At 55.2% G+C, this 18,716-nt stretch carries 21 protein-coding genes and 1 pseudogene; 4 read left to right on the plus strand and 18 right to left on the minus strand.

Translation table 11 applies throughout. The annotated features are described in order from the left end of the window. Positions 1-73 precede the first annotated feature (73 nt). The 9 genes from ACR0AU_RS19875 to ACR0AU_RS19915 all read right to left on the minus strand — a co-directional run bounded on the left by ACR0AU_RS19875 (position 74) and on the right by ACR0AU_RS19915 (position 6,428). Positions 74-1,792, minus strand: a complete 1,719-nt coding sequence (locus tag ACR0AU_RS19875; RefSeq protein WP_480796150.1) for a SulP family inorganic anion transporter — start codon at positions 1,790-1,792, stop codon at positions 74-76. Positions 1,793-1,804: 12 nt separating this feature from the next. Further along, on the minus strand, positions 1,805-2,143 hold the full coding sequence (locus tag ACR0AU_RS19880; protein ID WP_480796151.1) for a protein tyrosine phosphatase family protein: 339 nt from the start codon (positions 2,141-2,143) through the stop codon (positions 1,805-1,807). Between the two features lie 19 nt (positions 2,144-2,162). Then, entirely contained in the window at positions 2,163-3,044 is an 882-nt protein-coding gene (locus ACR0AU_RS19885; protein ID WP_480796152.1) for an MBL fold metallo-hydrolase, read from the minus strand. A gap of 36 nt (positions 3,045-3,080) precedes the next feature. Further along, positions 3,081-3,509 carry a DUF6691 family protein gene (locus ACR0AU_RS19890; protein ID WP_480796153.1) on the minus strand — a complete coding sequence of 143 codons (429 nt, stop codon included), beginning with the start codon at positions 3,507-3,509 and terminating at the stop codon, positions 3,081-3,083. 4 nt (positions 3,510-3,513) lie between these two features. Continuing rightward, entirely contained in the window at positions 3,514-3,945 is a 432-nt protein-coding gene (locus ACR0AU_RS19895) for a YeeE/YedE family protein (RefSeq protein ID WP_480796154.1), read from the minus strand. A gap of 84 nt (positions 3,946-4,029) precedes the next feature. Continuing rightward, positions 4,030-4,608, minus strand: coding sequence for a Crp/Fnr family transcriptional regulator (locus ACR0AU_RS19900; RefSeq protein WP_480796155.1), 579 nt, complete (start codon positions 4,606-4,608; stop codon positions 4,030-4,032). A 396-nt stretch (positions 4,609-5,004) separates the two neighbouring features. Further along, on the minus strand, positions 5,005-5,526 hold the full coding sequence (locus tag ACR0AU_RS19905) for a GNAT family N-acetyltransferase (RefSeq protein ID WP_170514311.1): 522 nt from the start codon (positions 5,524-5,526) through the stop codon (positions 5,005-5,007). A gap of 113 nt (positions 5,527-5,639) precedes the next feature. Then, on the minus strand, positions 5,640-6,146 hold the full coding sequence (locus ACR0AU_RS19910) for a GNAT family N-acetyltransferase (protein ID WP_170514308.1): 507 nt from the start codon (positions 6,144-6,146) through the stop codon (positions 5,640-5,642). 24 nt (positions 6,147-6,170) lie between these two features. Then, on the minus strand, positions 6,171-6,428 hold the full coding sequence (locus ACR0AU_RS19915; protein ID WP_170514305.1) for a YjhX family toxin: 258 nt from the start codon (positions 6,426-6,428) through the stop codon (positions 6,171-6,173). Between the two features lie 341 nt (positions 6,429-6,769). Here ACR0AU_RS19915 and ACR0AU_RS19920 point away from each other — a divergent pair. After that, positions 6,770-6,940: pseudogene (locus ACR0AU_RS19920) on the plus strand (ISKra4 family transposase); the annotation flags it as partial. 122 nt (positions 6,941-7,062) lie between these two features. Here ACR0AU_RS19920 and ACR0AU_RS19925 read toward each other — a convergent pair. From ACR0AU_RS19925 to ACR0AU_RS19945, 5 genes are read right to left on the minus strand one after another with little or no spacing between them, the layout of a single operon-like run. Next, positions 7,063-7,827: a FadR/GntR family transcriptional regulator gene (locus tag ACR0AU_RS19925; RefSeq protein ID WP_480796156.1), complete on the minus strand. Its 765-nt coding sequence runs from the start codon at positions 7,825-7,827 to the stop codon at positions 7,063-7,065. After that, the gene (locus ACR0AU_RS19930) at positions 7,796-8,755 is read right to left on the minus strand and encodes an oligopeptide/dipeptide ABC transporter ATP-binding protein (protein WP_170514660.1); all 960 of its coding nucleotides are present in this window, start codon (positions 8,753-8,755) and stop codon (positions 7,796-7,798) included. Before ACR0AU_RS19930 ends, ACR0AU_RS19925 begins: the two co-directional genes overlap by 32 nt. Next, complete coding sequence (locus ACR0AU_RS19935; RefSeq protein WP_170514299.1) at positions 8,752-10,617, minus strand: dipeptide/oligopeptide/nickel ABC transporter permease/ATP-binding protein; 1,866 nt, start codon at positions 10,615-10,617, stop codon at positions 8,752-8,754. Before ACR0AU_RS19935 ends, ACR0AU_RS19930 begins: the two co-directional genes overlap by 4 nt. Then, positions 10,614-11,561, minus strand: a complete 948-nt coding sequence (locus ACR0AU_RS19940; protein WP_170514296.1) for an ABC transporter permease — start codon at positions 11,559-11,561, stop codon at positions 10,614-10,616. The genes ACR0AU_RS19935 and ACR0AU_RS19940 overlap by 4 nt, the downstream gene beginning before the upstream one ends. Before the next feature lie 56 nt (positions 11,562-11,617). After that, positions 11,618-13,198, minus strand: coding sequence for an ABC transporter substrate-binding protein (locus ACR0AU_RS19945; protein WP_170514293.1), 1,581 nt, complete (start codon positions 13,196-13,198; stop codon positions 11,618-11,620). Between the two features lie 14 nt (positions 13,199-13,212). Here ACR0AU_RS19945 and ACR0AU_RS19950 point away from each other — a divergent pair, with 14 nt between their 5' ends. Then, entirely contained in the window at positions 13,213-13,965 is a 753-nt protein-coding gene (locus tag ACR0AU_RS19950; RefSeq protein WP_480796157.1) for a DUF1028 domain-containing protein, read from the plus strand. Further along, entirely contained in the window at positions 13,883-15,175 is a 1,293-nt protein-coding gene (locus ACR0AU_RS19955; RefSeq protein WP_480796158.1) for a hydantoinase/carbamoylase family amidase, read from the plus strand. Before ACR0AU_RS19950 ends, ACR0AU_RS19955 begins: the two co-directional genes overlap by 83 nt. Before the next feature lie 118 nt (positions 15,176-15,293). On the opposite strand, the gene ACR0AU_RS19960 is transcribed toward ACR0AU_RS19955, so the two are convergent. The 3 genes from ACR0AU_RS19960 to ACR0AU_RS19970 all read right to left on the minus strand — a co-directional run bounded on the left by ACR0AU_RS19960 (position 15,294) and on the right by ACR0AU_RS19970 (position 16,606). Beyond that, on the minus strand, positions 15,294-15,566 hold the full coding sequence (locus ACR0AU_RS19960; RefSeq protein ID WP_170514289.1) for a helix-turn-helix domain-containing protein: 273 nt from the start codon (positions 15,564-15,566) through the stop codon (positions 15,294-15,296). 71 nt (positions 15,567-15,637) lie between these two features. Beyond that, positions 15,638-16,036 (minus strand): helix-turn-helix domain-containing protein, encoded by a 399-nt coding sequence (locus ACR0AU_RS19965; protein WP_170514287.1) that lies wholly within the window; start codon positions 16,034-16,036, stop codon positions 15,638-15,640. Positions 16,037-16,075: 39 nt separating this feature from the next. Then, positions 16,076-16,606, minus strand: a complete 531-nt coding sequence (locus tag ACR0AU_RS19970; protein ID WP_170514284.1) for a GNAT family N-acetyltransferase — start codon at positions 16,604-16,606, stop codon at positions 16,076-16,078. Between the two features lie 208 nt (positions 16,607-16,814). Here ACR0AU_RS19970 and ACR0AU_RS19975 point away from each other — a divergent pair, with 208 nt between their 5' ends. Further along, positions 16,815-17,291, plus strand: coding sequence for a MarR family transcriptional regulator (locus ACR0AU_RS19975; RefSeq protein WP_170514281.1), 477 nt, complete (start codon positions 16,815-16,817; stop codon positions 17,289-17,291). 47 nt (positions 17,292-17,338) lie between these two features. On the opposite strand, the gene ACR0AU_RS19980 is transcribed toward ACR0AU_RS19975, so the two are convergent. Then, positions 17,339-18,637, minus strand: coding sequence for a DUF2254 domain-containing protein (locus tag ACR0AU_RS19980; RefSeq protein WP_480796159.1), 1,299 nt, complete (start codon positions 18,635-18,637; stop codon positions 17,339-17,341). Between the last annotated feature and the right edge of the window lie 79 nt (positions 18,638-18,716).

Raw genomic sequence — 18,716 nt, forward strand, 5'->3', positions numbered from 1 at the left:
AATACGCTCGTAGGTTCGCTATGCGGACCAAAGCGCTCGTTCAGATCACGTTAACAAACCAAACTGATCTTGGTCACTCGCTCGCTTCTGCTATGAGCGTTGTCCACGCATCGTGCTGGGACAAGAAAACCCTGCCGTTCAGACCGTCGACAATATGAGACCGTTTGAGTCTGTCCATAACAGGACCCTTAACTTCGGACAGATGTAGGCCAACACCAAGCTCTTTAAGGCGGTGATTGATCGCCTCGAGAGTTTCCAGCGCTGAGTAGTCCACTTCGTTAACGGCGGAGAACATCAAAACAACATGTTTGACCTTCGATCGCTCGGCAAGGCGACTGAAGATCAGTTCTTCCAGAAAGCCGGCGTTTACAAAGTAAAGGCTCTCGTCGATGCGTAGCGTCAACACCGTAGGTGCGGTTTCGACATCGTGGCGCAGGACATTTCGAAAGTGCTCTGTCCCGGGCACGCGACCCACTTCCGCAACATGCGGTCGAGAGTTCTTGTACAAATGCAAAAGTATTGAAATCGCCACTCCAGACGCGACGCCGACTTCGACACCCAAACCGAGCGTCAGAAAAACCGTTGCAGATACCGCGATGAAGTCCGCTCGGGAATAGTCCCATGTTCTGCGCAATATTGAAAAATCAACGAGGCTCAGCACCGCCACAATGATTGTGGCGGCCAACGTAGCGTTTGGCAGGAAGTACACCAATGGTGTCAACGCCAAGGCGGCGATCGCGAGGCCAAGCGCCGTGTAGGCGCCAGCAGCAGGAGTTTCAGCGCCAGCATCGAAATTGACGACTGATCGCGCAAATCCCCCCGTGACTGGGTAGCCTCCGGTGAACGCTGCGCCTATATTGGCTGCGCCCAGTCCAATGAGTTCCTGGTCCGGATCAATCCGTTGTCGTTTCTTGGCAGCCAATGTTTGCGCGACTGAGACGGATTCGACAAAGCCAATCACTGAAATCAGAATCGCCGGGACCAACAGCGCTGCAAGCAAGTCGGGCGCAAATCCTGGCAATGTAAGCGGCGGCAGGCTTTGTGGGACTTCCCCAACGATTTTTACACCCATTTCGACAAGACCTAATGCCCAAACTGCAACCGTAGTGGCAACCACGGCGGCAACAGGTCCCGCCTTCGTTAGAATATCAGCAAGCGCCGCCGAAGCACCCAGCCTCAATAACCCGGGTCTTAACCATCGGCGGGCCCAAAAAAGGAAGGCCGTCGCACTGAGGCCGATAACGAGCGTAACCCAATTCACCTCATGCAAGTGCGCAGCAATCGATGCGAGGATCTCGAGCAATGTATGTCCGTGAGCATTCACACCGAAAATGTGCTTGAGTTGGCTGGCGGCGATCAAGATCCCAGATGCTGTGATAAACCCCGCGATCACCGGGTGGCTCAAAAAATTAGCCAGGAAGCCCAGCCGCAAGAACCCCAAAAGCAACAGGAGACTGCCAGAAAGAAATGCGAGGGTCAGTGCCGCAACCGCGTAGCCTGCCGTGCCTTGTTCAGCAACCTGACCGACCGCTGACGCTGTTAATAGTGAGACAACGGCAACCGGGCCAACCGCTAAGGCGCGACTGGTTCCAAATATTGCGTAAAGAAGAATTGGCGCGATGGATGCATACAGCCCCGCTTCTGGAGGCAATCCAGCCAGGAGCGCGTAGGCCAAGGATTGGGGTATCAGCATGATGGTGACGATCACCGCTGCCATCAGATCGTTAGAAAGCTCTGCCCGTCCATAGCTGCGAGTCCAACTCATAACCGGCAGGTATTGCGCCACCCGCATCCTTACCTCCCGCTACGCCGCAGTATGTCGTCGTGCGTGCCACAGCATTGCAGCGCGCTGACCGCTTCGGCAGTAGCCAAGGACAGGCTCGGGCAGCTCTGCCAACGCCTTAGAAAATGCAATGTGGTCCGCTTCTGTTGCGCCGGAGGGTTTGACCGGCACATAGCGAGCTTGAAGACCTTGCGTATTGGCGCATTCTTGGATCTTGCCAAAAGTAGGCTGATCCTTTTGTTCGCCGTCTGGGCGCACACAGATTAGCGAGCGAAATCCAAGCGTTTTGACTTCCGACAAGTCATCGGTCTTCAATTGACCGCAAGTACTGAAGTCGTCGGAAATTTGGGTGATTTCCATCGCTCTCATCCTTTCAAAATCAGAGTTTGTTGACCGGAACCTTGAGCATCGGGTTGCCGTCCATGTCCGTTGGCACCTCACCCGCACGCATATTCACCTGAAGTGATGGGATGATCAGCTTCGGCATTGCCAGCTGAGCATCTCGTTCTGTGCGAAACTTAACGAACTCTTCTTTTGATTTGCCACCACCAACGTGGATATTGTGGGCTTTCTCATCGCCGACAGTTGTTTCCCAGGCGATGTCCCGCCCGTTTGGTCCGTAGTCATGACACATGAAAAGTCGTGTTTCGTCCGGCAAGCTCAGGACTTTTTGAATGCTATCGTAAAGCGTTGCTGCATCGCCGCCGGGAAAATCTGCGCGCGCCGATCCCCCATCCGGCATGAACAAAGTATCGCCCACAAAAGCCGCATCCCCTGCGACATGTACCATGCAAGCCGGCGTATGGCCGGGAGTGTACATTGTGAACACCTTCATATTGCCAACCATGTACGTATCGCCGTCTTCGAAAAGCTGATCGAACTGGCTGCCATCACGCTGGAACTCGGTACCTTCGTTGAAGACCTTTCCAAACGTGTCCTGCACGATCATGATTTTTGAACCAACGCCGATTTTTCCCCCAAGCTTTTCTTGGATATATGGCGCTGCACTCAAATGATCGGCGTGAACATGGGTCTCAATGATCCATTCCAAATTCAGATCTTGGCTTACGATCTGGCGGATGAGCTCGTCTGCGTGATCGTAAGTGATGCGCCCGGCAGCGTAATCGATGTCCATTACGCTGTCGACAATGGCACATGAGTTCGAGGTTGGATCCTTCACAATATAGCTGATGGTGTTCGTTGCCTCATCGAAGAAGGCCTGAACGTCCGGCTTGATGTTTATGTTCGAGTGATACGTCATCTAACTGTACTCCTGAGAGTTTGAGGCAATGGGTGATTACGCCGCCGACTTAACAGGACGCGCGAAAAGGAGCCTGCGCAGTACAAACCCGGCAAGAACGGAAACCAGAAAGAGAGCGACTTCCCAACGCCCAGTGCCAAGTGCCGGTATAGCAGCGCCGGGGCAGAAGCCTGCAATTCCCCAACCGATGCCGAAGAGAGCCGAACCTCCAACCAATCGCTTGTCTATGACCGTCGCGCTTGGAATCTGAAAACGCCCGCCAAAGAGCGGCGTTGTTTGCCGCCAGGCAAGTCTGTAGCCGAAGAAAGTGACCAGGAGCGCACCACCCATAACAAAGGCGAGGCTAGGATCCCACGTCCCGGCAATATCGAAGAAATTCAGAACTTTGGCCGGGTCCATCATGCCCGACACAGCGATGCCAATGCCAAAGATCAGGCCAGTAAACAAAGCAAAAACAAGCTTCATTGCATTATACTCCAAAGACATGACGGATCAGGAAGACTGTGATTGCAGCTGTGACCATGAAGGTCGGCACTGCCACCAAAGAGCGAACAGACAGCCGAGATAGTCCGCAAACACCATGCCCTGAAGTGCAGCCAGACCCGAGGCTGGCGCCCAGGCCTACGATCACGCCGCCGATCACGATCATAGTCGGGCTGACAGGTACCGTAAGTTCAGGCATCGCACCGGTTGCAGCATAGATCAGGCCCGGTGCGAGGATCATTCCCACAACCAAAGCTGTTCGCCAGGCGAATTCCTCGCGGTTTTCTGGGAATGCCAAGCCGGACAATATGCCCGTTGCACCCATGATGCGTCCCAGTCCAAGCATCAAAAGCACGGATCCAAGTCCAATTGCGAGCCCGCCTCCAAATGAGGTGATCGGTGTAAACGCTGTTTCCATCAGGCGTCTCCGGTTGTTCGTGTTGCAACCTGATTACCGACCGGTGCCTTGCTCTTCAGTGACAATGTCACCTAACGCAAAAATTCATGCGCTGTCCGCCAAACGCTCCAATTGAGGTTTGTTCTGGAGGGTAATCCGCCCTCTCGTCTGAAGGATAAGTCCGCGCTTTTGAAAATCGTTCAGGATGCGTGAAACGACCTCACGCGCTGTCCCTAATTCGTTGGCCATAGCCTGATGCGTCGCCTGGATTTCGGAATGGCCTTCTCCCAGCACCAAAAGGCGCTCTGCCAGTCGAACGTCCATTCTGCCAAAGGCGACATCGTCGACCACACGCAAAAGATCAATTAACCGACGAGAATAAGCCGAGAAAACGAAACCGCGAAAACTGTCTTCTTCAGCAGCCAGCCTATCAAAAGAGGTTTTTGGTAATGTGACGGCCGTAACGTCGGTCTCGGCAATACCCTCAGCATTATAAGCTTCCTCGGACAACATGCAGGCGGTGGTCAGCACGCAGCTCTCTCCAGCCTCAACGCGATACAGCACGATTTCTCGCCCGGCATCAGAGCTTTGGGAAACGCGTATGCGGCCGGCATGCAAAAACATCAGACTGTCCGGGATGTTGTCGGGTCCAAAAACTTGCTGGCCCTGCTTGTATGAAACCACGCGTGCTTCATGTAGAAGCTTATCCCTGACCCGCCGAGGTAGGTTTCTCGTGCCAAGAAAGCTTTCGGTCCAATCTCCGACAGTTGTCTTCAATTTTTGTCCTATGCCCTGTGCGTTCGGTTCACTGGTTCCCTACAAAGATGCGGTGGCACGCGATCTGGATCAATGGCTCTCTTCGATTTTCAGACGAGCAAGATCCGAGCATCGCCCTACATTGGTCAGCCCGACTGGCTATTAATGCACGGCTCAGCTCTTTGGCCGCTTCAGGGCTCGCAGCCGTCATCCGACAGTTTTGGTCAGACTTGTTCATCCGACGGATGCGTTTCAACGTCGGCAGGGCCGGCAACCCAGACATTCGACTGACATCACCCAATGTCTGGGTCAGGGTAGCTGGCGTCACTCGCGCCCAGACGTGTCCCACCAATGTGGTTGCATGAACTGCGGGATTGCCTTCGTCTTGCCGCTTAGTTTCCCGACCGCTCCAGCCGTCAGCTCAAGGGCCATCCACGCTTCATGTGCTCTCAGCAAATCCGGATACGGCGTCTGTTTGTCAGTCGGGACAAAACCATATCGAGGATAGAAGGTCGGGACGCCCAATACGAACACTGCGTCCGTTCCAATGGACCTTAAGTGTTCGATGCTGGTTTCCATCAGTTCCTTTCCAACACCACGGCCTTGATACTCCGGCGACACGCCACAAGGCGCAAGCAGGTAGCATTTTGTGTCTAGGTGAACCTCGAAGACAAATGGGGTGAACAGCACGTTGCCTACGATCCGCCCGTCACGGCTGACACTGATCGAAATCGTTTCTGGGTGATCGAGGAAGTCTTTGGCAAGTTGAGCGGTTTCTTCGCCTTCTGCTTCGCCAAACGCAAGTCTGTGGACTTCCAAAATGGCGTCTAATTCTGATTGTTTCATAGTTCATTCCTAGCTTTGATGAATTTGTTCGCGCACCAAATGACCCCATAGTCGTGGGCTCATGTTCCAGTGCGCGAAGCAGAGTTGCGTTTTCTGGTTTTCAGAACTCGGCTCTAAACTTGCTCGCTTGGATGACCCCACATGAGCGGCGCAGCATATGGGCCGGTCACGCTGGACGTGCTTTCTCCGATGCCATCCAAAGCACCCGGTGTCAGTTCGCGGGCAAACCAACACTCAAGCGGAGCCTGCGTGCTTACAGGCGGCAGGACTTTGTGGGGGGTGTTGTATCGATTCCGATAGTGGAAAGGTTCCCCCATCACGAAGATCACATCTGCATCAAGTTGCCGTTCCGCCTCTTCCATCAGGCGCGTTGCATAGCCCTTCCTTTGAAACTCGGGCAGCACAGCCAATGGAGCGAGCACAAAGCACTTCAAGTGCGGTGCCGTGTCGATTGTGAGCGGGGTATAGCAAGCATGTGCAACCCCCTCATAAACGATGGAAAAGCTGCCGTCTGCGATCAGGTCATCCGCAAAATCGGCATACAGTTTCGCATGTCGCTCATCGTATAAGCCTCCGGCCGCAGCGAAAGCCTCGTATTGGATTTGATGAGGTGTTTTCAAAGAAAACTCTCCTTCTTGATTTGATTATCGTTGGTTCATTTGCGCGCGAACGGACTGGTTCCCTAAATGGGTGATCCGATAGGGGCGGCCATTTTTTGATTTGATGAAGCGCTTGTCTTTGAGGCGTGTGAATACGTCCATCGTGCATGCGGGGAAGGTGAAACCGTCGCGTGTATAGCATTCGACGGATCGCACCTTTCCATTATCGGCGCGCACGTATTGTATCTCACCGCCTAAGGCGAGTTCATGCAAAACACGTTGCTCGTGCTTTGAGATGTTCATTGGGATGTCTCGATTTTACGAAAGTACAGAAACAGGACACTCAGCGTCGCGCGTGAGTGTGCCTATCAATGTTGGTGTTCCTGAATTTGCTTCGCCAGGAACGGGCGTTAGCCCCGATTCTCTTTCATAAAATCTCCATGACAAGAGGCGATCTGCCTCTAGCGTGCGACGCACTTAGTCTTCGATCCAAGAATCGTCAATACTTGTGTGCCAAAATTAGTACACGAAAAATGTGGCTGAACCGACATTCGTCCGAGTTCCAGCATTCGACATATTGGGCTCTGTGCTGCCATTCTCTGCGACAAGCTCGGACTGAGAACGGCGGTGAGAAAGTCGGCCACGGTAGGGCCGTTTCGACATCGCGGGCGGAGGAACTAGTCAATGAAATAGCCAACGCTCGCATGGAAAAAAGCGCCGAATGCGGTCCCCAAAAAGGCGCACATCGAGTGGCAACGGTCCGAGCCGCGGTCCTGGATGGAAGGCTTGGAGCAGGACAGCTACACACCGCTTGATCCCCGGAGTCTTTCCACTCTCTAGTAACAGGCATAACGATCGGGCTTGTGATTAGTGTTGCACCGCTGAACAAGCGGCCAAGCAGTTGCTGCATTCGTTCCGGTGGTTGAAACTGGTCACGTTATTCCGACAGAAACCGGCGCTGCACTTCGGCTTCCTGCTGGCGCATTAGGGTCCAGGCAATCTCCATATGGCCGGCCATAATGGACCGCGCCAGCTCTGATTCGCCGTCCCGCAACGCTGCGACAAGCCGCTGCTGATGATCACGGCCCTGCTTCCAAAGTTCGGTATTCGGCGGCGAATAAAGTCGGCGATAAACCGTCAGGTCCGCCAAAAGATTGACCATGAAATCAATGATGAAACCAAGCAGTGGATTTTGCGCTTGTTCTGCCAAAATGGCGTGAAATCGAAGTGACGCAACATGTTGTTCACGTTCCTCATCAGCGCTGGTTGCCGGTTCGCGATACTCCGCGATGTTGTCTTCAAGCTGGCGCAAGACGTCCTCAGACAAATTTCCTGCAAGCGTTGCTGCAAGCTCTGGCTCCAAGGTCAAACGCAACTGGTAAATGTCGCCGATCGTGAGATCCTTGAAGTAGAAATAATTCCCCAACAAGGCCTTGGCACGCTGTTGGCTGACTTCGTGCACAAAGCTGCCACCGCCCGGTCCGGTGCGGGTCTTGATCAGGCCCTGCGCCTCCAGCACCCGCATCGCTTCGCGGATCGTGCCTTTGGCCATTCCGAAACGTTCGATCAGATCTGCCTCGCCGGGCAATCGATCACCGGCTTGCAGCCCCTGCTCTACCACCCAGTCCTTAATCGCCTCAGCGACCTGGACCGGTCTGCTGAGCCTGGGTTCAGTCTTGGATCGGATGGTGGCAGGCGGCAAGTTGGTCTTCTCCCACAGGTTCAAGTTCTGGATCCTGCGTCCGGCACAGATCGGTCGCATTCGGACACCGTCCCGCAAAGGCGCAGCCCGGTGGTGGATTCAGCGGGTCCGGAAGCTCAGTTCCCTTTTGCTCGGGTGCGGTGAGCGGACGGCCAACAACTGGCGCGCTTTCAGCCAGCAGTTTTGTATAGGGATGACGAGGATTTGCAAAGATGCGCCTGGCATCTCCGATCTCGACCACCGAACCAAAATACAGCACCATGATCCGGTCACTAACCGCCTCAACCACAGCAAGGTCATGTGTTATGAAAAGGTAGGTCAGACCAAACTCTGTTTTGAGGTCAGCCAGCAGATTCAAAACCTGCGCCTGCACCGAAACATCCAGCGCCGAAACCGGTTCATCCAGCACGATGATCCGGGGATTGGCGGCCAATGCCCGCGCAATTCCGATCCTCTGCGCCTGCCCGCCCGAAAACTCATGCGGGTAACGGTCAAGGAATTCTTCGCGCAAGTTGACCGAGGCGAAAATCTGCGAAATCCGTGTATCGCGCTCGGCCCTCGGCATCCCGTGAAGCCGCTTGAGCGGCGCTTCCATCACCTGACGAATGGTTTTTCGCGGGTTGAGGCTGCTGTTCGGGTCCTGAAACACATATTGTATCAGCCTGCCGAACTTGGCCGGGTCGGCGGTATCAAGCGCCTTGCCTTCGATTTCGATTGTCCCTTCGCTGGCGTCCAGAAGCCCGACCAGCATCCGCGCCAATGTGGATTTACCACACCCGGATTCCCCGACAACACCCAGTGTTTCCCCGGTTTCGACCTGAAACGACATCGGTCGCACCGCGCGCACTCCTGCCGGCGCAGCGCCAAATAGCGGTTTTTTCAACGCAAAGGTCTTTGCCAGATTGTCCACTTTGAGCGCGGGCATCAGATCGCCTCCTCGGGATAGTGGCAACGGACCGCGCGGGAGGCATCACCTTTCAACATCACTTCGCTCGTTCTGCACGCGTCTTGCGCCTTTTCGCACCGCGGGGCAAAGGCGCAGCCCGGCGGAAGGTCGTCGACAAGTGGGGGCAATCCGGGGATAGCTGCCAATGCGCGCTGTCCACCACCCAATTCCGGAACGCAGGCGATCAGACGCTTGGTATAGGGGTGGGCTGGCGCGTCCAATACAAATGGCGTCGGACCCTCCTCAACGATACGTCCGGCATACATGACAGCAATTCGATCGCAAAGCTGTGCGACGACGCCAAAGTCATGCGTGATGAAGATGATCGCCAACCCACGCTCGCGCCGCAAATCGTCAAGGAGAGAGAGGATTTGAGCCTGAACGGTAACGTCAAGGGCGGTCGTTGGTTCATCGGCGATAATGACATCCGGTTCATTCGCCAGCGCCATCGCAATGCCAACGCGCTGTCGCATTCCGCCCGATAATTCGTGCGGGTAATTGTCCACCCGCGCCTCGGCGTTCGGTATGCGCACATCCCTGAGAAGCTGTACGGCCCGAGCCCGCGCTTCGGCCTTTGGGATATCGTGATGCGACTGAATGGCCTCGGCCAGTTGTCGTCCGATGCGATAGAGTGGATGCAAGGTGGATAGCGGATCCTGAAAAATATATGCTACGCGATCACCGCGCTTCTGACGCAGGCTCTCATAAGAAGCGCCAATCAGATCCTCGCCCTGAAACCGCACCGCGCCGCCGGTAATCACGCCGGGTGGGGACGCCACCAGCCCCATCACGCTTAGAGCCGTGACCGATTTTCCCGATCCACTCTCCCCGATGACACCCAGGCATTCCCCCGCTTTGACGGATAAAGAGACACCACCGACGGCTCGATACACGCGGTCGCCAACGTGAAACTGGGTCTGCAAATCCTGAATTGCGAGTAGATCGTCGGTTGGTGCCGGGACTTCCCCCTTGCGCTCAACCAACGTCATGGCACGTGGACGGGACAGTGCCCCAGACCGCAGGCGCGGGTCGAGTGCATCGCGCACTCCGTCGCCGAGCAGGTTTATCGACATAACAATCAGAAAGATCATTATCCCCGGAACGACCGAGGTATGCGGGTGTGAAATAAGGGCAGACCGCGCCTCGCCCAGCATTGATCCCAGGTCGGCTTGCGGTGGCTGGCTGCCAAGGCCGAGAAAGCTGAGACCGGCGGTTTCCAGGATCATCCAGCCGACAGTCGTCGACATGGCAATGATTATGACCGGTAGCACGTTGGGCAGAAGTTCCGTCAGGATGATACGAATGTGCCCCATTCCTGCAAGCCGCGCAGCATCAATGAATTCACGCCCGGCCAGCCCGACCGTGATCCCGCGAATGTTTCTGGCAAAGAACGGAACGTTCACAGCCGCTACCGCAATCAGCGCATTCATGAGGCCCGGGCCCAAGGCAGCAACAATTGCCAGCGCGAGCAAAATATACGGAAAGGCCATCAACATATCGACACCGCGCATGATGATGTTGTCGGCACGACCGCCAAAATACCCGGCGACAATGCCAATGGCCGAACCGATCGTGGCCGCAATCAGGGCTGCGGCGATACCAACCGCAAGGCTTAGGCGCGTGCCATGTAAAAGGCGGCTGAGCAAGTCCCGTCCCAAATGGTCGGTACCAAGCAGATGGCCTTCAGTGAACGGCTTTTGAAATCGATCCGCCGTCGCTGTGATATCCGGGTTTTGTAACGGCAGGACCGGCGTCAGCAACACCAGGATCAGGATCACGCCCAGGACAACCGCGCCCAACGCCGCCAACCGGTTGCGAAACAACAACTTGAGAAAAGCCGTCATGTCTTGATCCTTGGATCCAGCAGGCTCTGCGCAACATCGACCGCGATGTTAAACAGCACATAACAGGCGGCCACAAACACCACGCCGCCCTGTACCAGCAGAAGGTCGCGCTTGAGGATCGCGTCGACCAGCATTCGACCAACTCCGGGCCACTGAAAGACGATCTCGATGTAAACGGCGCCAGATAGAACGAACCCTGCCTGAATGCCCAGTACTGGGATGATCGACACCATGGCCGCGTGCAATGCGTGGCCCATGATGACGCGACGCTCGGGAACTCCCTTGGCGCGAGCCGTTCGTATGAAATCCTGACGCAAAACCTCCAACATAGCCGAGCGCGAGAGGCGCGCAATAACTCCGGTTGCCACAGCGGCCAACGCCAGCGCAGGCATGATCAGATGACGCAGCAGGTCAGGCAGATCACCACCGCCATAGATGGCATACATGCCCGACACAGGCAGCCAGCGCAAGTTCACCGCAAACAGCAGGATCATCATCATGCCGAGGAAAAATGAAGGCACCGAAATGCCGATCAAAACTACAAATGTAATGATCTTGTCTGCGGCGCCGTACTGGCGAGCAGCGGAGACCACCCCTGCGAGAATGCCCAGCACCGAACACAGAACAAAGGCCGTGCCCGCCAGTATCAGCGTCGCGTTGAACCGTTCCAGCACTTCGTCGATAACAGGCCGGTTCAGCGAATAGGAACGGCCGAAATCACCAGTCAGCATGTTGGTGATCCAGATGAAGTATCTTGTGATTACGGGCTTGTCCAAGCCAAGGTCGCGGTTCAGTTTTTCCACGTTCTCTGGCGTCGCATAGGAGCCAAGGATAGCCGTGGCCGGATCGCCGGGAATCAGGGACATGATCAGGAAAACGATGATCGTGATCCCCAAAAGGACAGGGACAGCCGATATCAGACGTTTGACGATGTAACCGCCCATTCTGCCCTCATTCGCAGACGCAGGGGCCGGAAAACTCCAGCCCCTGGCTTTAAGGTTTAGTTCTTCACAACACCTTGCAGATGCAACAGGAATGACGGCTCCAGACCAAAATTCTCAACCCGGTCATTGGTAACGGCATTCTGCTTCCAGTTGGCAACAAAGACCCATGGGGCATCGTCCTGCACAATGGCCTGCATTTCGCGGTACAGTCTGGCACGCTCATCCTGATCGGTGGCGGTACGCGCAGCCTCCAGCAATTCGTCAACCTTTTCGTTGGCGTAATAACCCGAGTTGAACCCCCCCTTGTCAGGCCAGGCTTCTGAGCGCAGCGCCAGATATGGCAGCGTATCCGGATCGTTAGTCATCCACGCCATTTCGGCCATGTCCGCTTTGCCTTCGAGGCCGGGATTCACCTCGCCCAGGAATGTATTCCATTCATAGGTCTCGATATTGACGTCGAAACCCACCGCTTCCAGATCAGCCTGAATGGCGGTTCCCATTGGAACCGGATCCAACATGCCCGATCCACCTTCGGTGACATAGAAGGTCAATTCTGCTCCATCCGCACCGGCTTCGGCGATCAGGGCCTTGGCCTTTTCGGGATCATATGCGTAGGGGTCCAGTTCTTCGTTGTATGCCCAGGCAAATGCCGGAGGAGTTGGACCAGCTGCAACCGTAGCTGTACCTTCCAGCACGTCATTGACGATCGCTTCCTTGTTGATCGCGTAGTTTGCAGCCTGACGCACGCGTTTATCCGCGAATGGACCTTCCTTCGCGTTCAGGATCAGGAACCAGACATGTGGTCCGGCCTGTTCAGCCACCGAAAACGCGTCACCTTCGAATTGGCCCAATGATGTGGGCGGAACTTCGACCATCAGGTCGATGCCCCCTGCCAGCATTTCGGCCACGCGTGTATTGGCATCGGTGATCGGGCGGAAGACGACAGCCTCGGTTCCCGCGGGCTCGCCCCAGTAACCATCGTTACGCTCAACAACAACTGCCTCGTTCGAACGCCATTCCGCAAACTTGAACGGACCAGTGCCGACAGGGTTGCGGCCAAACTCTTTACCGTTCGCCTCAACCGCAGCAGGCGATACGATCAATCCGGTCGGATAAGCAAGGTTCGACAGGAAGGGCGCATAAGGCGCGTTCAGTGTGAACTTCACCGTCATGTCATCTACGACCTCGGTCGACTCCACGGCTCCAAAGAAAAAGCTCAGCGGGAAGGGACCGGTGTCATGATAGGGATGGTTCTCATCCAGCATCCGGTCGAAATTGAATTTCACAGCCTCGGCGTTGAACGGTGTCCCATCGTGGAATGTAATACCGTCGCGCAGAGTAAAGGTGTATTCTGTACCATCTTCGCTGATGTCCCATTCCGTTGCCAGCGCCGGCTCTACTTCGAGCGTTCCGGATTTGTAACGGGTCAGTCCTTCGTAAACGTTCACCAAAATCCGGAAATCGTTCACTGCAGTCACTGCAGCAGGATCAAGCGATTTCGGCTCTGCAATCTGACCGACGATCAGAACATTTGGTGGCGTTTGCGCAATTGCGGGGGACGTGACAGCGCCGACAACCAACGCCGTACTTGCGGCAGCGGCCATCAGACCCCGTCGGGTCCAGGTCTTGAACAACATTATCATTCTCCCAGTTGGCATGGCACAACATATTTATCATGATAAATTGCATCGGTCAATTTTTCATGATAAATTGCAGAAGTTGTAAAGACTGGAGCGATATGACTTTTTCGATTCTTGCACGTGATCCTGTGTCTGGCGCCATTGGTGGTGCAGCTGCAACCGGCTCGTTGTGTGTTGGCGGCTGGGTTCTGCGAGGCAACGTTTCAGCTGGAATGTCAGCCAGCCAAGGTGCCGCGCCGTCAACAATCTGGGGTGAAGAGGTTCTGGCAGCAATGCACGACGGGGCCTGCGCCGCGGACGCTGTGAAACAAATCACCGATGCGGATGACGGCAGAGCATATCGTCAACTAACTGCACTCGATCTGTTTGGACAGACAGGCGAATTCACCGGGGCTTCCAACGAGCCAGAGAAAGGCAGCCTTGCTTTTCACCAGGGAGTTGTTGCCGGGAACCTACTGGCCAGCACTGATGTTTTGGACGCGATGGTCGATCGGTTTGCTGAAACCCGGGGGGGACTCAGCGACAAGCTTCTCGCGTCCTTGAGAGCGGCCACTCAAATGGGCGGCGACAGCCGGGGACTTTTTTCCGCGGCGTTATTGGTACTGCACCCCGACAAGCCGCCTCTGTCATTGCGGATTGACTATGACCCTTCCAACCCGATTGCAGCGCTTGAAGACTTGTATGGGAAAGCAACAACAGGCGCGTATTCCAGATGGACAGAACAAGTACCAACCCCCAACGACCGCGAGCGCATCCTTGATTGATTGGGGTGCACGCGCCGAAGCTTTGCTGAACGAACTTGCGGCTTGTTCGGAGCCTGGCCCCGGGGTGACCCGCCTGCCTTTTACCGCCGAGCATGATGCGGCTCTCGAATTACTGAAGGCTGAAATGTTCAAGACCGGTTTGACTGTACGCCTCGACGACGCGGGCACACTGGTGGGACGGCAAGACGGGCCACCTGGCTGCAAGACATTGCTGCTGGGATCTCATCAGGATTCAGTTCGAGAAGGTGGCGCATATGATGGGATCATGGGCGTTGTCCTGCCAATCCTCGCCCTACAAAAACTTCAAAGCGAATGCACCGAACTGCCATTCGGCGTAGAGGTTCTTGCCTTTGCAGATGAAGAAGGGGTGCGGTTTCCGACCGCCCTCATCGGATCACGCGCGCTGTCCGGAACCTTTGACCCGTCAACTCTGGAAATGCGCGACCTGCAAGGCACTACACTGATGCAGGCAATGCGTTCGTTTGAATTGAACCCCGAGAAGATCAACGCACTCGCCCGAGATCCAGAAGACATCATTGGATTTCTCGAAACGCATATTGAGCAGGGTCCAGTTCTGGAACGCGAAGATGAGGCTGTTGGTGTCGTCACAGCTATTTGCGGCATCGAACGGCATCAGATCATCCTGACCGGAGAAACCGGACACGCGGGTACCCTGCCAATGCAGGGACGGAAGGATGCCCTTGTCGGCGCAGCAGAGATCGTTTCAGAGGTGAACAGAATGGGGCGCGAAACGGCTGATCTGCGGGCCACTGTCGGTTCACTCGCGGTGGAACCAAATGTCGTCAATGCGGTACCACGGATTGTACGGCTGACGGTCGAAATTCGCTCTCCACTGGACGGAAACCGCCTGCAAGCAGGTCAGGACTTGCATCAATTCGCTCAATCCATAGCTGCGAGTATGGGTTTGGCCATCGAGTGCTCGGTAACATATTCCCAGCAAGCCCAGCCCTGCGATGCCAGATTGTCATGTGTCTTGACTAATGCAGTCAGATCCAAGGGCGCCAAGGGGTTGTCATTGCCTTCGGGCGCTACGCATGATGCTTCGGCAATGGCGGATCTGTGCCCTGTCGCGATGCTGTTCGTCCGCTGTCGTGATGGTGTGAGCCACAGGCCCGAGGAGTTTGCATCCGCAGCAGATATGGGCGTCGCAATCGACGTTCTTGCCGAGTTTCTCAGGTCTGTTCACTAACAACGGTTAGCGCGCTGCCACGGTCAAAAACCGAGCCGAAGAACTGCTGCTACAGGAAATCCTGACTGCTATTGAGGCAACGCCAATGGACATGCGCACTTACCGCTGAGCACCGCACTCAACCGTGTTGCCGCAGCCGCGCCACTGTTTCTTTCGGATGGGCATCCAGCAGCGCGAGAAGCTTGAACGCAGGCCCTCCGGGGCGGCGGGTGCCTTTCTCCCACAATTCGTAACCGAGCTCGCTCATCCCGATAAGGTTGGCCATTTCCGCCACGGTCAAACCAGCCTTTTCGCGGACCTCAAGCGGTGTAGCGACGGGCTCGGAATTGGTGTCCGAACGGATGCCTTGCGCCGGATCAACGGGCACAAGGCTGGAATCCGGTCCTGCCATCATCTGCTCCTTTTTATTGTTGTTTGAGGCGTGGTCATAGATCATGCCCGAAGTTCGCAATCGCGCAGGCGTCAAAGTCTGGCGCGCAGGCGCTTTTCAACAGTGCTCAGCTTACGAGTCGCCTCAGTGATATCCATCCGGAGGCTCCGGATTTCATCAAGGATACCTTGAATGTCCTCCAATCCAGAAGGGGTATCGCTCGGCTCAGGCACACCTTCACCCTCGCCGCTAAGAAGCCAAACCAGTGAGACCCCAAGAATGCCGGACATCATCTGCGCCTTGTTTGCACGCGGCTCGGTACGATCCTCTTCCCATCCCTGCACGGTCTTCAGTTTGACGCCCAGGCGGCTCGCAAGCTTCTTTTGCGAATATCCAACGGCTTCGCGCGCGGCGGCGATCCGATCACCCAGAGTTGCCGCTTCATCACCGTAATATGAGGTGTCGTTCGATATAGTCGTGGCTACGTTCATTCTGCTCTCTCACTTTGATTGAAAATTGTCATGGTGTGATCAGGCCGCGAGTTTGATGCGATCCTTAAGACGGATCGTGACAAGATTGCTGTTTTCATGGCGGCGATATGGGGTCAGCGCCTGCGTGATGAAGGGCTGGATATCCATGCGGGACCGCTGCCACTGCGCAAACCGGCGGAACAACGCCCAAGTGCACTCGTCGTTGGACGTAATCACAGTCTGAACACGGGTGACATCGGTGCAGACTTCCCGACGCATCACCTGGCCCAGCATCAGGGACGCAAGACCCTTGTCCGCTTCACGCTCTGAAACGCCGACTTGCCAGATGAACAGGGTTTCCGGGTCATATGGCAGTACATAAGCCAGCATCGCGCCAACCAGATCTCCATCCAGTTCCGCAATGATCGAGAATTCTTTGTAGTCATCAAACGCCGCCAGTTCGCCAAGAAGGTCGCCCATAGCTTCCTGACCTTCGGTTTTGGCCAGCGAAGACACCGCTGTACCGTCTTCCGGCAAAGGGGGACGCAAAACCGGAATAGGTTGTTCCAACAACTCCAAAGAATGCTGCATGTACCGCTCCAACAATAAACTTTGATTAGCTAAGTACCACAGGAAGACCAAAACTTCAAAACTCTAAGGTTAGTTTTGCTAAAACGTCATAAACTCATCTCTTTTAACAATATTTTAATTTGTAAGACTAATTATTCATTTTCGGTTAACGCTTGAGCAATCAATGCAATTTTGACAATCTCACTCCAATCGAATGCGGAGTAGAGACATGGATCGTATCGACAGCAGCCTTGTCGCCCTGCGCCGAATCCTTCGCGCGACCGAGATGTCCGGCCGGGAACTGGCGCAAGCCGCGGGGCTGACCGCGGTCCAACTTCGTGTATTGCAGGTGGTTGGCGAAACCGGGCAAACCACCGCCAAGGCAATTTCAATGCGCATGCATGTCAGCCAGGCCACGGTCACTGCACTTGTGGACAAGCTGGTCTCGGGCGGCATGGTCGTGCGTGAGAAATCCATGACCGACCGACGGCAGACCAATATACTGATCACGGATCGCGGGCGGCAAACCCTGGCGGACGCCCCAGATCCGCTGCAACAGCTCTATGTGCAGCGGTTCAAGCAAATGGAGGACTGGGAGCAAGCGATGCTTGTTGCCGCGCTCGAAAGGGTTGCGACGATGCTCGACGCCGAAGACCTTCAGGCCGGCGCGATCCTGACAACCGGCGATTTGAACAAGGCGGAGTAACCCAGATTGCCTGTCGCCAAGACGATGAATTAGCACATTAACCTAAATCACTGCCGCTCAGCTTTGTCTCTATTGTTTTTCTTGTCCGCCAACGCAATCGCAGCTTCTATCTCTTCGCAAACCTGCTCAATTTCGCTGTCAAGCATGCCGCTGCTCTTTGTTTCATCCGCAATGGCTGTAAGTTCGAAGGTGATAGCATCCAAATCATCGTCGGGAGCCGCGTTGGCCATGCGTGTCAGCGCCCTGATGATTGCCTCAGTTACCAGCCCATTGCCTCGGGCTGCACGCCTCAGCGGTGGAAACGAGTCTCGAAACAAAGACCTTGCCGTGATGTACGGATAGACAAGCCGAACAGCACCAGCGTCATCTCTGTAAACACCGGTGCACAGGTCAGACGACCAGGCGCGTGCCAAAGAAGCTGACAACCTGTCAATACAAACAATAGCGGTAAAAGTGTCGTTGACGCCGGGCGACAAAGCCCGAAGTGCAATTTCGACAAGCAGGTGTACAGAAAACCGAATGTCACCATTTGGATCCCGTGCGGCCGCGAGTGGAGCCGCCGCCAGCACCAGATCGGAGATTTCTTCGCCGGCGTCACCGTGGACAGTCGCCAGAGTATCGGTCGGCACCAGAAAGTCGCCGGGCTGGACCTCGAAAACAACAACAGAGTTTGCGCCCTGGGCTGCTTTCACCAATCCAGTTGCATTTATGAAGTCTACGTAACCCGTGCCAGACGACGAAATTTGATATGACGCTCCCTCCCAGGGGACAACGTTGGATGCGTGCAAATCCGCGCTGTCTTTAAGTGCTTCATCGATTTGGAGGTCCAGAGCCTTTGATATCCTGGCGGCCTCCTGATCAATCGTCACCCGTGTGGAAACTGTATGAACAAACAGCAGCAGCATCAAAACTGAAACGATTGCGTAAAGAAGACCAACACTGGCGGCCAAATTGACCAAAGTGTCGTCGCGCATCAACCACAGCATCAGAATACTGTACAGAAACGTGGCTCCAAGTGAGCCGACTGCAGTTTGGTTCACACGATCTTCACTGAAACGCTGCAAGAGCCTTGGCCCGATGGATCCAGCCGCCAAAGTATAGACCAACAGCACAATGGAATAGACCATGACCAAGGCTGACATTGAAGCGGTGGCAATTACCCCTAGAACGTTGTTTGCGGTATTTTGAGGAACGGCAAACAAGGACGGTACAACCCATCCCCAGCGAACGAGCGCCTGCTCAAGGAGAAAAACAACCCACGCCACCGCAAGCCCTGAAAGACTTATGACGGCGGGGATTGTCAGAAACCCGCGAAAATACTTCAAGATTTCTCCAGATGTCCGCATGGTGACCTCCGCTTTTTTGTACTTTCGCTGGAATTTGAGGCAAACATATTTTGCGATCCTCGCACCGCACAACAAAGCA

The organism is Ruegeria sp. CG1 (assembly GCF_056537265.1).

Coding starts and splice junctions, on each gene's coding strand:
- ACR0AU_RS19875 (WP_480796150.1), bottom strand. CDS start 1,792: ATGCGGGTGGCGCAATACCTGCCGGTTATGAGTTGGACTCGCAGCTAT.
- ACR0AU_RS19880 (WP_480796151.1), bottom strand. CDS start 2,143: ATGGAAATCACCCAAATTTCCGACGACTTCAGTACTTGCGGTCAATTG.
- ACR0AU_RS19885 (WP_480796152.1), bottom strand. CDS start 3,044: ATGACGTATCACTCGAACATAAACATCAAGCCGGACGTTCAGGCCTTC.
- ACR0AU_RS19890 (WP_480796153.1), bottom strand. CDS start 3,509: ATGAAGCTTGTTTTTGCTTTGTTTACTGGCCTGATCTTTGGCATTGGC.
- ACR0AU_RS19895 (WP_480796154.1), bottom strand. CDS start 3,945: ATGGAAACAGCGTTTACACCGATCACCTCATTTGGAGGCGGGCTCGCA.
- ACR0AU_RS19905 (WP_170514311.1), bottom strand. CDS start 5,526: ATGAAACAATCAGAATTAGACGCCATTTTGGAAGTCCACAGACTTGCG.
- ACR0AU_RS19915 (WP_170514305.1), bottom strand. CDS start 6,428: ATGAACATCTCAAAGCACGAGCAACGTGTTTTGCATGAACTCGCCTTA.
- ACR0AU_RS19935 (WP_170514299.1), bottom strand. CDS start 10,617: ATGACGGCTTTTCTCAAGTTGTTGTTTCGCAACCGGTTGGCGGCGTTG.
- ACR0AU_RS19940 (WP_170514296.1), bottom strand. CDS start 11,561: ATGGGCGGTTACATCGTCAAACGTCTGATATCGGCTGTCCCTGTCCTT.
- ACR0AU_RS19945 (WP_170514293.1), bottom strand. CDS start 13,198: ATGTTGTTCAAGACCTGGACCCGACGGGGTCTGATGGCCGCTGCCGCA.
- ACR0AU_RS19955 (WP_480796158.1), top strand. CDS start 13,883: ATGGGAAAGCAACAACAGGCGCGTATTCCAGATGGACAGAACAAGTAC.
- ACR0AU_RS19960 (WP_170514289.1), bottom strand. CDS start 15,566: ATGGCAGGACCGGATTCCAGCCTTGTGCCCGTTGATCCGGCGCAAGGC.
- ACR0AU_RS19965 (WP_170514287.1), bottom strand. CDS start 16,036: ATGAACGTAGCCACGACTATATCGAACGACACCTCATATTACGGTGAT.
- ACR0AU_RS19970 (WP_170514284.1), bottom strand. CDS start 16,606: ATGCAGCATTCTTTGGAGTTGTTGGAACAACCTATTCCGGTTTTGCGT.
- ACR0AU_RS19975 (WP_170514281.1), top strand. CDS start 16,815: ATGGATCGTATCGACAGCAGCCTTGTCGCCCTGCGCCGAATCCTTCGC.
- ACR0AU_RS19980 (WP_480796159.1), bottom strand. CDS start 18,637: ATGCGGACATCTGGAGAAATCTTGAAGTATTTTCGCGGGTTTCTGACA.